Genomic DNA, 13255 nt, shown 5'->3' with positions numbered 1-13255 from the left:
GCATGGCCGACATCGTCCTCGTGCTCAATGCCGGCTCATCGAGCATCAAGTTCAGCGCCTTCAATGCAGACAGTGAAGCCAAGGCACTGTTCAACGGCCAGGTCGAAGGGCTCTACACCGCGCCCAAGTTCAAGGCCAAGGCGTCCGACGGCAGCGAGATCGGCGCGCACGCTTGGGGCCAGGGCACCCAACTCGGCCATGAAGGCGCGATTACCTTCCTGACCGGGTTTGTGCGCGACCGGCTGGCGGGCCACAGCATCGTCGCCGTCGGCCATCGTGTGGTGCATGGCGGGCTGGGTTTCGAGCAGCCGGTGCGCGTCAATGCCGAGGTGCTGACGGCACTACGCAAGCTGAGCCCGCTGGCGCCGCTGCACCAGCCGCACAACCTTGCGCCGATCGACATCATCACCAAGCTTCAGCCCCAGTTGCTGCAGGTGGCGTGCTTCGACACGGCCTTTCATCGTGGACAGCCGGCCGTGGCGCAGGCCTTTGCCTTGCCGCCCAGCATCACCGAACGTGGTGTGCAGCGCTACGGCTTTCACGGGCTTTCCTACGAGTACGTCGCGAGCGTGCTGGGGAGCTTCGATGAACGCGCCGCTTCTGGGCGAACCATCGTCGCGCACCTGGGCAACGGATGCAGCATGTGCGCCATGGTGGGCGCCAGGAGCGTCGCCAGCACGATGGGTTTCACAGCAGTCGACGGCCTGCCGATGGGCACGCGCTGCGGCAACCTGGACCCGGGCGTCCTGCTCTACCTGATGGACGAAATGGGCATGGATGCGCGCGCCATCGAAGACCTGATCTACAAGCAGTCGGGCTTGCTCGGCGTCTCCGGCGTGTCGAGCGACATGCGGGCCTTGCTGGCGAGCGATGAGCCGCGGGCGCGGCTGGCAGTGGATCTGTTCGTGTACCGCGTGGGGCGCGAACTGGGCTCGCTGGCGGCGGCTGCCGGGGGCATCGACGCACTGGTGTTCACCGCAGGCATCGGCGAACACGCCGTGGCGATTCGCGAACGCGCCTGCCAAGGCGCGGCATGGCTGGGCGTGGAGCTGGACCCCGCCGCCAACGCGGCCGGCGGACCCCGCATCAGCACGGCGGCGAGCAAGGTGTCGGCGTGGATCGTCCCGACCAACGAGGAACTGATGATCGCGCGGCACACCCTGAAGATCGCCCAGGCCATCTGACTGAAAAAAGCCTGCCACGTGCAATCAGGTGTAAGGAATGCACTGGTGGCGATGAATGGATGTTGTCCCACACGCGCAGCCGCTGCGTCATTCGAAACTCCGCGCATTGCTCAATGGCACCTGCGAATCAAAGGAGTTTCCCGATGACCGAACGCCCCGACATCCCGAAGGGACCGAACCCGATCCAGATCGACGTCAAGGAAGAAGACGAAGTGCGCTACTGGGCGCAGAAGTTCGACGTGTCCGAGGCCGCCTTGCGACAGGCCGTTGCGGACGTGGGCGTGCAAGCCGGCGACGTGGCCGCGCACTTGGGCAAGCCTTCGTCGGAAACGCGGCAGCTTCAGCAATCCGCCTGACAACCACGGGCGCTTCAAGCAGGATGGGTCGACACCGTCTTGCTCTTGCCCGCCGCCGTGCGGGCGCCCAGCACCATCTCCGTCATCCAGCCCACGAGTTGCAACCCATAGGCCTGGCGCATCTCTTCGCTGGAGAGCGCATGGTCGGCGCCGGTCAGCACGCGATAGGTGATGGAGTGCACGTGCCCGAAGGCGTTGACGTAGTTCTTGATGACGGGCGGCGGCACGGTCTTGTCGTTTTCCGATTCGACGATGAGCACGTCGCCCCGAAACGCCTCGCAGGCGCGCAAGGCGCGGTTGTCCGACGGCTGCACCGGTGAGCTGCGGTAGCGCGCAAGGTCTTCGCGGTCGAGCTTGCCCTTGGGAATCTCCCAGCCTTCGTCGCGGTAGAGCGCAGGCGCGCGCAAGGCGAGCCAGCGCACCGGCCTCAGTTCGGTGAGCAGCGCTGCGAGGTAGCCGCCATAGCTGCTGCCGATGATGGCCATGGCGGCCGGGTCGACGGCGGGGTGCGACACCAGTTCGTCATAAGCGGCGAGCACGTCGTGCAGGTTGTCCTCGCGCGTGACGGCCTGCATCTGCGCCTTGTGACGCGCATGACCGCGCAGGTCGATGGTCAGGCAGATACAGCCCAGCGCCGCGATCTCGTGGGCACGCGCGATGTATTGGCTCTGGCTGCCGTCCCATCCGTGGACCAGCAAGACGCCCGGCACGACCGCCGAGGGCGCGACCAGCGTGCCGTCGATGTGCTGGTCATCGACGGGGATCTCGATGGCGGTGTGTCGTGTCGTGGTCATCGGGCGGGCTCGGGGTCGATGACGGTGTACTTGGCCAGGGGCCCCACCTGTGCATCGGTTCCTTCGAAATAGACCACCGCGTCGAGCGGCAGGTTCCATTGGCCATACACCTCGAAACACGAGGCGTGGACGCGATTGCATTGCGGCTGGGTGTGCAGACGCTCGAGGGCGGCCACCTCGGCACCGGTGGCGCCGCCCAGACGCCACGATTGCTCCAGCACGCCACTGCGCTGGCGGCCGTCGGCGGCCCTGCCCTGCGCGACGTCGTAGTTGATGCGCGAGGCGAAGAAGCCGGGGAAGCACGCGGTCACGGCCTCGTGGTAGCGCTGGGCCTGGAGCACGGCAAGGCGCACTTCAGCGGCCAGGGGTTGCATGAGCAGGGCATCGAAGCCGCCGCGCACGAAGCGCAGGTCGGAGCCACCGTATGCGTCTTCGCGATGGTTGTTGAGCGTGGTGCGCTGCACGCCGTGGTAGCTCGCCACGATGTCGCCGTCGAAGACCTGGCCGATGCTGTAGGTCACGGGGTTCTGCAGGTTTTCTTCCAGCACCACGCCGCCCTTGGCGATCTCGTCCGCCAATGTGTCCAGGGCGCGCTCCAGCGCTGCTTCGTCACCGGCGACGATCTGGCCGCGACCGCCTGTCGCGGTGGCCGCCTTGATGCGCACCGGGCCGCCTTGCAACAGTTGCCGCCCTGCCTTGCGCGCGTCGTCCTGGCCAAAGGCGGTGTAGCCGGCCAGCACGGCGTTCGCCACCTCCTGGCCGAATCGCGGATCCCATCCGTCGGGCCGCACGGCTGCATCGTCGATGAGGGAGTGCGTGATGACCTTGGTGGCCACGAAGGCATGGGGCACGACGCCGCCGAACAGGTCACGCGCACTGTGAATGCCGAGCGTGTTGCAGGCCACCGTGTCGGTGAGGGTATCGCTGGGGACGTAGTAAGGGCGAGAGGCGTAGCTGCGCTTGATGTCGTATTCGCCGCAGAAATCGAGGCCCTTCAGGCGTGCCAAGCGGCGCGCGACTTCGCGGCGGGTGGCGTGTTCATGCTGGCTGTCGAAGGCGCGGTGGCTGGCCGTGAGGGCGACGACGCACTGCGCCGCGGCGCTTTGATCGAGGGGCGATGGGACGGGCGCTGAGGGTGCGCTTTGCGAGGTGGCGTGGGCCATGTACTGCTCCTGCGGTGACTCCCGATGGCGCGATGCTGCGGCAGGCCATCGAGACGTTGAGCAGGCAGAGGTTGCAGGCGGGTGTAGGTGAAGCGCGCTTCGCTTCTTTCTCCCCTCTTTCTCCCCTTCTTCCTCCTCTCCCCTCCGGGCGTCTTTCTCCTCTCCCCTCCGGGGAGAGGCCGGGTGAGGGGCACCGGGCCTTGGCAACGGTCACAACCTTTTCAACCGCCGCGTGCCCTCACCCCGGCCCTCTCCCGGCGGGAGAGGGAGCAAAGCCCAGAAGCTTCATCGCGGGGCCGATGGCTTGCACGGACTTGGCGTAGTCGCGCCACGGCTCATTGCCCTTGTCCAGCCGCGTATGGATGTTCTGCACCGTCCACTGCGCGCCACTGTGAATCGTCGAAACCTCGCCCCATTCGATGGGCACCGACACCCCCAGCCCCGGCCGCGCACGCGCCGACCACGCGCACACCGTGGTCGCGCCGAAGCCGTTGCGCAGGTAGTCGATGAAGATCTTGCCGACGCGGTTCTTCGGCCCGCTCTTCGCAACGAACAGTTGCGGCAGCGTCCTGGCCAGATGCACCACGATGGCCTCGGAGAAATCCTTCACCGTGTCCCAGCCGTGCTGCTTCTTCAGTGGCACGACAACGTGCAGCCCCTTGCCTCCACTGGTCTTGCAAAACGACACCAGCCCCAACTGATCGAGGAACACCCGCACCAGTTCCGCCGCCTGCTGCACCTTGTTCCAAGCCACGCCTTCGCCGGGGTCCAGGTCAAAGGTCATGCGGTCGGGCTTGGCGGTCGAGGTCTTCACCGCGTTCCAGGTGTGGAACTCGATGACATTCATCTGCGCCGCCGCGATCAAGCCCTGGAGCGATGCGACTTCCAGCATTTGCTCGTGGCCCGGCCAGATGGCGGGGTCGATCTGCGCGATGCCATCAATGCCGCCCTTGTCCAGGTGCTTCTGGAAAAACAACTCGCCGGTGATGCCGGTCGGCGCCCGGACAAGAGACACCGGGCGGCCCTTGAGGTGTTCCATCATCAGCGGACCGATCAGGCCGTAGAAGCGCACGATCTCGATCTTCGTCACACCGGTCGACGGGTCCACGACGCGCTCCGGGTTCGACACCTTGAACTTCGCCGGCAAGGCATGCGGCGCAGGACGTGGCGTGTCGGCGCCCTTCAACACGACGGCTTGCTCGCGCACGATAGCCTTGGCGGGCTTGTCTTCACGCACCGCGTGGAACACCGGGTGCCGCACGTGGCCGCTCGCCGTCCAGTCGGAGAAAGTCACCTCCACGACCAGCACCGGCTTGACCCAGTGCGCGAGCCGGTCGATTTCGGTCTTGTCCTTGAACGGCCGCTCCTTGACGGCGATCTTCTTCAGCCGTTCCAGCATCTGCACGAGCGCCTGATCGTTGAACCCGGTGCCCACGTTGCCGGCATACACCAGGTCGCCCTTGTCGTCATGCACACCCAGCAGCAGCGCACCGATGCCCACGCGCGAGCCCTTGGGGTCGGTGTAGCCACCGACGACAAATTCCTGCCGGCGCGTGCACTTGAGCTTGATCCAGTCCGATGACCTTCGCGCGCTGTAGGCACTGCTCTTGCGCTTGCCGATGATGCCCTCCAGGCCGAGCCGGCCGGCGGACGCCATGAGGTCTTGCGGCGACGCATCGAAGCTCTCGCTGAGGCGGATTTCCTTCGGCGGCTTCTTCATGAGCGACTGCAGGAAGGCCCGACGCTCGATCAATGGCACCTGCGTCAGGTCGTGCCCGTCGTACCACGGCAGGTCGAACAGGAAATAGACGATCTCCTGCGTCTTCGAGTTGTCGAATGCGTTCTGCAGCGCCTGGAAGTCGGTGATGCCTGTCGGCCCGAGCACGACCACTTCGCCATCAAGCCAGCCGTGCTTGAGCTTCATGCGCCCGATGGCCTCGACAAGGTGCGGCAGGCGGGCGCTCCAGTCGTGGCCATTGCGGGTGAAAAGCCGCACGCCGTCCGCGTCGATGCGCGCGAGCATGCGGTAGCCGTCGAACTTGATCTCGTAGACCCAGTTGTCCGGCTGGCCAGGCGGTGCATCGACCAGTGCGGCGAGCATGGGCGAGAGCTTGGCCGGCATGGTGGCCTTCGTCGCCAACTCAGGCAGGCCGCTGGCGGCTCGGCGTCGTGTGGCCGGCTTCGACGCTGCCTGCGTCGCCGTGGCGCCATCCGCGCCCGGCATCGGCAGTGCCGCCACGCTGTCAGGAAATTCATCCACCACGCTGAATTCGCTGGCCGGGCGCATGTACTGGTCGCGCTCCTTGATGAGCAGCCACGCGTCCTGCTTGTCGTCCTTGCTCTTGATGCGCACCAGCACCCACTTGCCGCGCAGCTTGTAGCCGTGCAGAAGGAACTTGAGGTCGCCCTTGCGCAGTCCCTCGTGCGGGTCGCCGATGGGCTCCCAGGTGCCCTTGTCCCAGATCTCGACCTTGCCGGCGCCGTATTGCTTCGCGGGGATCGTGCCCTCGAAGGCGTTGTACGACAGGGGGTGGTCCTCGACATGCACGGCCATGCGCTTGTCGCGCTGATCGTAGCTCGGGCCCCTGGGCACGGCCCAGCTTTTCATGGCGCCGTCCAGTTCGATGCGAAAGTCGTAGTGAAGCCGGCTGGCCCAGTGCTTCTGCACCACGAACTGCAGGCGGCCGGGGGTGCTGGCCTCGTGGGCGTCTTCGGCGGGCTCGGGCGTCAGCGCGAAATTGCGCTTCGATTTGTATCGCTCTAGCGGATCGACACGGGCCATCGGCAGGGCTTTCGCGGTGAGGGAAAGCCGATCTTCCCTCAAGATGGCCCCGCAAGTCGCCCGCCCACCGCAGGCCGGTGCACGCAAAGCCAAAAGCCCGGTATATGCTCGGCCAGCCGAGCGATGCGCCTCGGGGGACGTCACATGGAAAAGCACTACCTCACGCCGCTCTTTGCCCCCAGATCAATCGTCGTGTTTGCCGACCAGGCCCAGGCTTCAGGCGACGAGCACCAGCATGCCGTGCACCTGCGGCAAGCGCTGGAGGCCACGGCCTTCAAGGGGCCGCTGCAATACCTCGACGTCCACACCAGCGGAACGCTGGGCGATCTTGCGCAATCGCGCGCCGACCTGGCCATCATTGCGCTGCCACCGAAGGAGATTGCAGCCGCGCTCGGGGTGGCAGGCCGCATCGGCTGCCGTGCGGCCATGGTGATCTCCTCGGGATTGGGGGCGGACACGGCGGGCGATTTCCGAGCCATCGCGCGCCGCGAAGGCATCCATCTGCTGGGGCCGAACACCCTGGGGCACCAGCGGCCTGCGCTGGGGCTCAATGCCAGCGTGGTGGGGACACTGGCCGGCACCGGCACGCTCGCGCTGGTGTCGCAATCGGGGGCGCTCACCTCCTCCATGCTGGACTGGGCGCGTGAGAACGCCGTGGGTTTTTCCAGCCTGGTGTCGCTGGGTCCCCATACCTCGGTCGACATTGCCCAGGTGCTGGACTTCTTGGCCGACGACCCCGATACACGCAGCATCGTCGTCTACCTCGAAGGCATTTCGACGGCGCGGCCTTTCATGAGTGCACTGCGTTCGGCGTCGCACGCCAAGCCAGTGGTGGTGCTCAAGGCGGGGCGCAAACCCGCCGGCAACGAAGCGGCGCACACGCACAGCGCGGCCACCGTGGGCAGCGACGATGTGTTCGACGCCGCACTGCGCCGCGCCGGGGCCGTTCGGGTGCGTTCCTTCGTCGAATTGTTTTCCGCCGCCAAGTGCCTGGCTTCGCGCTACCGGCCGGTGGGCCAGCGCCTTGCCATCATCACCAACGGCGGCGGGCCGGGCGTGCTGGCCGCCGACTGGGTCAACGAAATCGGACTGCAACTGGGCAAGCTCACGCCCGAATCCATTGAAAAGCTCAAGCCACGGGTGCCGGCCCTGGCCACGCTCACGGACCTGATCGACCTCAGCGAAGACGCGGGGCCCGAAGCCTACCGGGCGGCGCTCGAAGTGGCTTCGGCCGACCCGCAGGTCAACGGCGTGCTCGCCATCTATTCGCCCAAGCCGGGGCGCGACGCGGCAGCCATTGCGCGCGCGGTATCCGAGGCGCCCCAGGCGGGGCAAAAGCCGATCCTGTCGTGCTGGATGGGCGACTCATCGGTGCGTGCCGCGCGCAGCATCCTGGTCGAAGCGGTGATTCCCAGCTTCAGAACGCCGGAGGCGGCCGTGGGCGCCTTTGGCAATATTTTCTCGTTCTATCAGAACCAGCAACTGTTGCAACAGACACCGCCGCCGCTGTCGACGCTGGCCAAGCCCGACATCGAGGCGGCCCGCCTGCTGATCGACAGCGTGCTGGCGGAACGCCGCACCGTGCTCACCGAAATGGAATCGAAGACGCTGCTGTCCTCTTTCCACATTCCCATCACGCGGACCATGCTCGCGCGCAGCGCCCACGAGGCCATGATGATCGCCTCGCAGCTCGGCTTTCCGGTGGCGCTGAAGATCGACTCCCCCGACATCAGCCACAAGTCGGATGTGGAGGGCGTCGCGCTGAACGTGATGAACGGCGCAGGCGCGCGCGACACCTACGACGCCCTGATGGAGCGCGTCACCCAACTGGCGCCCAAGGCGCGCATCAACGGCGTGACGGTGCAGAAAATGGCGCGGGCCCGGCGCGGGCGCGAGGTCAACGTGGGGCTGGTCACCGACGACCCCTTCGGTCCGGTGATTGTCTTTGGCGCCGGCGGCACCATGATCGAACTGCTGGACGACCGCGCGATGGAACTGCCGCCGCTCAACCAGTTCCTGGCGCGCCGGCTCATCGAGCGATCGCGCGTCGCATCGACCTTTCTCGAGTGGCGCGGCGCGAGCCCGGTGGACATGCAGGCGCTGGAGCAAGTGCTGCTGCGCGTGTCGGAAATGGTGTGCGAGCTGCCCGAACTGCGCGAGATGGACATCAACCCCATCATCGTGGACGAGTCCGGCGCGCTGGCGGTCGATGCCCGCATCGTCGTGGGCAACGCGCCGCAATCGGCGAGCGGGCAAAGCCGGGGTTATCAGCACCTGGCCATCCTGCCCTACCCGGCGCGCTACGAACGCGAATGCCTCCTGCGCGGTGGCGGCATGTACGCGATCCGCCCGATTCACCCCGATGACGCGCACATGCTGCAGCGCTTCGTCAAGGAGCTGTCGCCCGAGAGCCGGTGGTTTCGCTTTGCCTCGCATTTCCGCGAGCTGCCACCGACGATGCTCTCGCGCTTCACCCTGATCGACTACGACCGCGAGATGGCCTTGGTCGCGGTCGTCCCGGAACGCATCGAGGAAGCCGACGGCACCGTGCGCGAAGGCGAACGCGTGGTGGGCGTGTCGCGTTACGTCACCAACCCCGACAAGGCAAGCTGCGAGTTCTCGCTGGTCGTTGCCGACGAATACAAGGGCAAGGGCCTGGGCATGCGCTTGATGGAACACATCATCGAGGTGGCGCGCGACAAGGGCCTGGCTGAGATCGACGGCCTGGTGCTGTCGAACAACTCGGCAATGCTCAAGCTCATGCGCAAGATGGGGTTTTCGGTCAAGCGCTATGCGGATGATCCGGAGTTCGTGCTGGTGAGCTTTGCGTTGTAGGTGTTCCGAGAAATGCGAATTCCTCGCATTTGAGTGCTAAGCTTTTCACTCCTCAGCAACCTCATCAGGGAATCTCCAATGAAATACGTCACCGTCGCCGTCGCGCTGGGCCTTGCCGCATGCGTCTCGACCTCCGCATTCGCCAAGGCGGACTGCAAGCCTTACCCCAAGGCCGAATGGATGAGCGAGGCGGACGCCAAGGCCAAGATCCTGGAGCAGGGCTACACCATCTCCAAGTTCAAGGTGGACGGCAACTGCTATGAGATCTACGGCAAGAACAAGGAAGGCAAGAAGGTGGAAATCTACTTCGATGCCAAGACGCTCGCGCCGGTAAAGACCGAGATCGAAAAATAACCGTGCCGGGGCCTCACGGCGGCGCCCTGCAGGTGTGGGACGCCATCGTTCGCCTTTCGCACGCGGTGCTGGCCGGGTGCGTCATCTACTGCTGGTTCCAGGACGACGGCGGGCCGGCGCATCGGCAGGTGGGCTACGTCGCGGCTGGCGCGGTGGGCGTTCGCCTGTTGTGGGCCGTGCTGTCGAAAGGACATGGCCGCCTCTCGGCGCTCAGGCCATCCCTGCGCGCCACCTTGGACTATGTCCGCGCCGGCACGCCGCGCACCATCGGCCACGACCCGCTCGGGCTGTGGATGGTGTGGCTGATGTGGACGCTGGTGCTGCTGCTCGCGCTCACGGGGTGGATGAGCCGTTGGGACATGTTCTGGGGCGACGAGCGGGTGCAAGAGGTGCACGCATGGATTTCCGACGCACTGATGGCCGCGGTCGTGCTGCACCTGCTCGGCGTGGCGGTGATGAGCTGGCGCTGGCGCGAAAACCTGCCGGGGACGATGGTGACGGGGCGCAAGCGGGTAGCCGATGCGAAGCGCATGCCCATGCGTTGATACTCGGTTGGTATGTTTTTGCGTTATGGGGGCCTGATGAAATCAAACGCTGGCGATGTCGGCGGACTTCCGCTTTCCCGAGTCAGTGATAAGACGTCCATTCGTCGCGACGACGAAAGCGTCAAGCCAACGCCTCGCCCTGTCGACTGGCGGCGCTTCTTTGCGCTGAATGCCAAGGCGTCTGACGACTTCATGGCCGGCGTCGAACGCCTGCCCGTGCAGGAGCGCCCGGTATGACAGTGCCCATGTCAATGCGGGACACGGACAGCTGCATTTTTCGGTTGCGCTCCTCTGCTTCGGGTTCTTTGGTCGGAGTTAAAGCCGCTCCTGCCCCTCCGACCCCTCCGCCACATCAAACTTGTCATGGCGAATCGCATCGTCATCCATCAGCTCGTACCACATCGCATTGAGCACAGCAAAGGCCGCTGCCAGCGGCAGGCCCAGTATCCACGCGAAGTACCACATGCGCGACTCCTTTGTTCCTTGATCCGGCTCAATAGGCGTGGCCGCGATCTTCCTCGATCGCCTTGGGGTCCACCTTGCCGCGCATGACCGCATAGACCCAGCTGGTGTAGGCCAGGATGATGGGCAAGAAGATCACCACGCACACCAGCATGATGAACAGCGTCAAGTGGCTGGACGACGAATCCCACACCGTGAGGCTCGCACGCGGATCTTTCGACGACGGCAGGATGAAGGGGAACATCGACACCCCCACGCTCAGGATGATTCCCGCAATGCCCAGCCCGCTGCTCAGCAGCGCCAGCATCTCGCGCCGCGCCAACATGGCGAGCAAGGCCAGCGCGGCGCCCGCGATGCCCACCAGCGGCACGACGTAGAGCCAGGGCCGCGCCCCGTAGTTGACGAACCATGCGCCGGCATGCAGTTCCACCGTCTTGAGCAGCGGATTCGACGGGCCCGTCGGCACAATCTCGCTCGTGATGCGGTAGCCGCCGACGTAGCGGTGCAGCAGCACGCCCGCCACGATGTACAGCACGATGGTCAGCAGCGCGGCGACGATGCCGATGCTGCGAGCGCGCTCGGCCACCCGCGCGTCGGTTTTCACCTGCAGCCACGCGCTGCCGTGCATGGCGATCATCGTCACCGACACCAGCCCGCACAGCACCGCGTACGGATTGAGCAGCCCGAAGAAGGTGCCGTCGTAGTAAATCTGCATGTCGGGCTCGAGGCGGAAGGGCACGCCCTGCAGCACATTGCCCATGGCCACGCCGAAGATCAGCGAAGGCACGAAGCCGGAAAAGAACAGCACCCAGTCCCACCGCGTGCGCCAGGCCTGCTCTTCACGCTTGCTGCGGAACTTGAAGGCCACCGGCCGCAGGATCAGCGCCACCAGGATCGCGAACATCGCGAGGTAAGAGCCGGAGAACGACACCGCGTAGAGCTGCGGCCAGGCCGCAAAGATGGCACCGCCGCCCAGGATGAGCCAGACCTGGTTGCCCTCCCACACCGGCCCCACGGTGTTGATGACCACGCGGCGTTCCACGTCGGTGCGGCCCGCAAAGGGCAGCAGCATGCCCACGCCCAGGTCGAAGCCGTCGGTCACCGCAAAGCCGACCAGCAGGATTCCCAGCAGCAACCACCAGATGAGCCGCAGGACGTCATAGGAGATGAGTTCGTGCAGGATCATGGTCTTACTCCACGGTGGCGAAGCGCGAATCGCCGCGGCGCCACGCATCTGTTGCGTGGGCGGGGTGCTGGACCGGGCCCTTGGCGATGGCCTTGAACATGAGCTTGAACTCGATCACCAGCAGCACGGTGTAGATCAACGCAAAGCCCGCGATGGTGATGAGCAGCGTGGTGGCGCCCAGGTTGGACACCGCCACCGCCGTGGGCAGCACGCCCTCGATGACCCACGGCTGGCGGCCCAGTTCCGCCACGATCCACCCGCACTCGGCGGCGATCCACGGCAGCGGCACGGCCCACACGGCGACCTTGAGCAGCCATCGGTGCTTGTCGAGCGTGCGCTTGGCCGACAGGACGAAGAAGGTGAAGGTCAGCAGGATGAAGAACATCCCCAGCCCGACCATGATGCGGAACGACCAGTACAGCGGCGCCACCCACGGCACCGTGTCCCAGGCGGCCTTGGCGATCTGCTCGGGCGTGGCCTTGCCCGGGTCGTCCACGTAGCGCTTGAGCAGCAGCGCATAGCCCATCTCGCCGCCGTGCGATTCGAAGGCGATGCGCACGTCGTCGGGAATGTTCTTCGTGCTGCCGGCGGCGCGGATCTTCTGCAGCGCGTCATAGGCCTTGATGCCATTGGCGATGCGCACTTCGGCCCGCTTCACCAGGTCCTCGATGCCGGGGATTTCCGTGTTGAGCGAACGCGTGCCGATCAGGCCCATCACGGCGGGGATGTGCACCGCGTAGTGCGTTTCGCGCGCCTCCTGGTCGGGAAATCCGAAGGCGGTGAAGGCGGCCGGTGCCGGCTCCGTCTTCCACATGGCCTCGATGGAGGCGAGCTTCATCTTCTGGTGTTCGGTCGAGAGGTAGCCGCTTTCGTCGCCGAGCACCACCACCGACAACGAAGCCGCCAGGCCGAAGGATGCGGCCACCGTCATGGAGCGCTTGGCCATTTCAAGGTGGCGCCCGCGCAGCACGTACCACGCGGACACCCCCAGCACGAAAATCGCCGCCACCGTGTAGCCGGCCGACACCGTGTGCACGAACTTGGCCTGCGCCACCGGGTTGGTGAGCACGTCGCCGAAGTTGGTCACTTCCATGCGCATCGTCTGCGGATTGAATGCCGCGCCCACCGGGTTTTGCATCCAGCCATTGGCAATCAGGATCCACAGCGCAGAGAAGTTCGAACCAATGGCCACGGCCCAGGCCGTCACCAGATGGCCGACTTTCGACATGCGGTCCCAGCCGAAGAAGAAGAGTCCGACAAAGGTCGCTTCGAGGAAGAAGGCCATCAGCCCTTCGATGGCCAGCGGCGCGCCGAACACGTCGCCGACGTAGTGGCTGTAGTAGCTCCAGTTCATGCCGAACTGGAACTCCATCACCACGCCCGTGGCCACGCCCATGGCGAAATTGATGCCAAAGAGCAGCCCCCAGAACTTCGTCATGTCGCGCCAGATGATCCGGCCCGTCATGACGTAGACGGTCTCCATGATCGCGACGAGGATCGACAGCCCCAGCGTGAGCGGCACGAACAGGAAGTGATACAGCGCCGTCAGTGCGAACTGCAAGCGCGCCAGTGCCACGATGTCCATATCCATGGT

The 13255-nt window shown here is 65.6% G+C and carries 12 protein-coding genes; 6 read left to right on the top strand and 6 right to left on the bottom strand.

Annotated elements, in window-relative coordinates; genetic code table 11:
• Window positions 1-2: 2 nt before the first annotated feature.
• Both QTI66_RS00915 and QTI66_RS00910 read left to right on the top strand, forming a co-directional pair.
• Window positions 3-1184, top strand: a complete 1182-nt coding sequence (locus QTI66_RS00915; protein ID WP_286556788.1) for an acetate/propionate family kinase — start codon at window positions 3-5, stop codon at window positions 1182-1184.
• A gap of 143 nt (window positions 1185-1327) precedes the next feature.
• Window positions 1328-1540: a DUF3606 domain-containing protein gene (locus QTI66_RS00910; RefSeq protein ID WP_286556787.1), complete on the top strand. Its 213-nt coding sequence runs from the start codon at window positions 1328-1330 to the stop codon at window positions 1538-1540.
• A 14-nt stretch (window positions 1541-1554) separates the two neighbouring features.
• Here QTI66_RS00910 and QTI66_RS00905 read toward each other — a convergent pair whose 3' ends face one another.
• The 3 genes from QTI66_RS00905 to ligD all read right to left on the bottom strand — a co-directional run bounded on the left by QTI66_RS00905 (window position 1555) and on the right by ligD (window position 6279).
• Window positions 1555-2334 carry an alpha/beta hydrolase family protein gene (locus QTI66_RS00905; protein WP_286556786.1) on the bottom strand — a complete coding sequence of 260 codons (780 nt, stop codon included), beginning with the start codon at window positions 2332-2334 and terminating at the stop codon, window positions 1555-1557.
• Window positions 2331-3497, bottom strand: coding sequence for a DUF3182 family protein (locus QTI66_RS00900; RefSeq protein WP_286556783.1), 1167 nt, complete (start codon window positions 3495-3497; stop codon window positions 2331-2333). The genes QTI66_RS00905 and QTI66_RS00900 overlap by 4 nt, the downstream gene beginning before the upstream one ends.
• A gap of 238 nt (window positions 3498-3735) precedes the next feature.
• Window positions 3736-6279 (bottom strand): DNA ligase D, encoded by a 2544-nt coding sequence (gene ligD / locus QTI66_RS00895; RefSeq protein WP_286556781.1) that lies wholly within the window; start codon window positions 6277-6279, stop codon window positions 3736-3738.
• A gap of 144 nt (window positions 6280-6423) precedes the next feature.
• On the opposite strand from ligD, the gene QTI66_RS00890 reads away from it, so the two are divergent.
• The 4 genes from QTI66_RS00890 (at window position 6424) to QTI66_RS00875 (ending at window position 10250) form a co-directional block, all read left to right on the top strand.
• The gene (locus tag QTI66_RS00890) at window positions 6424-9114 is read left to right on the top strand and encodes a bifunctional acetate--CoA ligase family protein/GNAT family N-acetyltransferase (protein WP_286556778.1); all 2691 of its coding nucleotides are present in this window, start codon (window positions 6424-6426) and stop codon (window positions 9112-9114) included.
• A 78-nt stretch (window positions 9115-9192) separates the two neighbouring features.
• Window positions 9193-9468 carry a PepSY domain-containing protein gene (locus tag QTI66_RS00885; RefSeq protein ID WP_286556776.1) on the top strand — a complete coding sequence of 92 codons (276 nt, stop codon included), beginning with the start codon at window positions 9193-9195 and terminating at the stop codon, window positions 9466-9468.
• A 2-nt stretch (window positions 9469-9470) separates the two neighbouring features.
• Window positions 9471-10013 carry a cytochrome b/b6 domain-containing protein gene (locus tag QTI66_RS00880; protein WP_286556774.1) on the top strand — a complete coding sequence of 181 codons (543 nt, stop codon included), beginning with the start codon at window positions 9471-9473 and terminating at the stop codon, window positions 10011-10013.
• A gap of 12 nt (window positions 10014-10025) precedes the next feature.
• Complete coding sequence (locus QTI66_RS00875) at window positions 10026-10250, top strand: AbrB/MazE/SpoVT family DNA-binding domain-containing protein (RefSeq protein WP_286556772.1); 225 nt, start codon at window positions 10026-10028, stop codon at window positions 10248-10250.
• Between the two features lie 78 nt (window positions 10251-10328).
• Here QTI66_RS00875 and cydX read toward each other — a convergent pair whose 3' ends face one another.
• The 3 genes from cydX to QTI66_RS00860 are packed head-to-tail and all read right to left on the bottom strand — an operon-like array spanning window position 10329 to window position 13252.
• On the bottom strand, window positions 10329-10478 hold the full coding sequence (cydX, locus tag QTI66_RS00870; RefSeq protein ID WP_286556771.1) for a cytochrome bd-I oxidase subunit CydX: 150 nt from the start codon (window positions 10476-10478) through the stop codon (window positions 10329-10331).
• A gap of 28 nt (window positions 10479-10506) precedes the next feature.
• Window positions 10507-11661 (bottom strand): cytochrome d ubiquinol oxidase subunit II, encoded by a 1155-nt coding sequence (gene cydB / locus QTI66_RS00865; RefSeq protein ID WP_286556769.1) that lies wholly within the window; start codon window positions 11659-11661, stop codon window positions 10507-10509.
• 4 nt (window positions 11662-11665) lie between these two features.
• Window positions 11666-13252 (bottom strand): cytochrome ubiquinol oxidase subunit I, encoded by a 1587-nt coding sequence (locus QTI66_RS00860; RefSeq protein WP_286556767.1) that lies wholly within the window; start codon window positions 13250-13252, stop codon window positions 11666-11668.
• Window positions 13253-13255 lie beyond the last annotated feature (3 nt).

The organism is Variovorax brevis, assembly GCF_030317105.1.
Taxonomy (GTDB): Bacteria; Pseudomonadota; Gammaproteobacteria; order Burkholderiales; family Burkholderiaceae_C; genus Variovorax; species Variovorax brevis.
The sequence above is the reverse complement of the archived record's forward strand: the minus strand, read 5'-3'. Positions and strand labels throughout refer to the sequence as shown.

Excerpts from the sequence above, each read along its gene's own strand:
- QTI66_RS00860 (WP_286556767.1), bottom strand. The coding sequence starts at position 13,252 with ATGGATATGGACATCGTGGCACTGGCGCGCTTGCAGTTCGCACTGACG.
- QTI66_RS00885 (WP_286556776.1), top strand. The coding sequence starts at position 9,193 with ATGAAATACGTCACCGTCGCCGTCGCGCTGGGCCTTGCCGCATGCGTC.
- cydB (WP_286556769.1), bottom strand. The coding sequence starts at position 11,661 with ATGATCCTGCACGAACTCATCTCCTATGACGTCCTGCGGCTCATCTGG.
- QTI66_RS00890 (WP_286556778.1), top strand. The coding sequence starts at position 6,424 with ATGGAAAAGCACTACCTCACGCCGCTCTTTGCCCCCAGATCAATCGTC.
- QTI66_RS00910 (WP_286556787.1), top strand. The coding sequence starts at position 1,328 with ATGACCGAACGCCCCGACATCCCGAAGGGACCGAACCCGATCCAGATC.
- ligD (WP_286556781.1), bottom strand. The coding sequence starts at position 6,279 with ATGGCCCGTGTCGATCCGCTAGAGCGATACAAATCGAAGCGCAATTTC.
- QTI66_RS00915 (WP_286556788.1), top strand. The coding sequence starts at position 3 with ATGGCCGACATCGTCCTCGTGCTCAATGCCGGCTCATCGAGCATCAAG.
- QTI66_RS00900 (WP_286556783.1), bottom strand. The coding sequence starts at position 3,497 with ATGGCCCACGCCACCTCGCAAAGCGCACCCTCAGCGCCCGTCCCATCG.
- QTI66_RS00875 (WP_286556772.1), top strand. The coding sequence starts at position 10,026 with ATGTTTTTGCGTTATGGGGGCCTGATGAAATCAAACGCTGGCGATGTC.
- cydX (WP_286556771.1), bottom strand. The coding sequence starts at position 10,478 with ATGTGGTACTTCGCGTGGATACTGGGCCTGCCGCTGGCAGCGGCCTTT.
- QTI66_RS00905 (WP_286556786.1), bottom strand. The coding sequence starts at position 2,334 with ATGACCACGACACGACACACCGCCATCGAGATCCCCGTCGATGACCAG.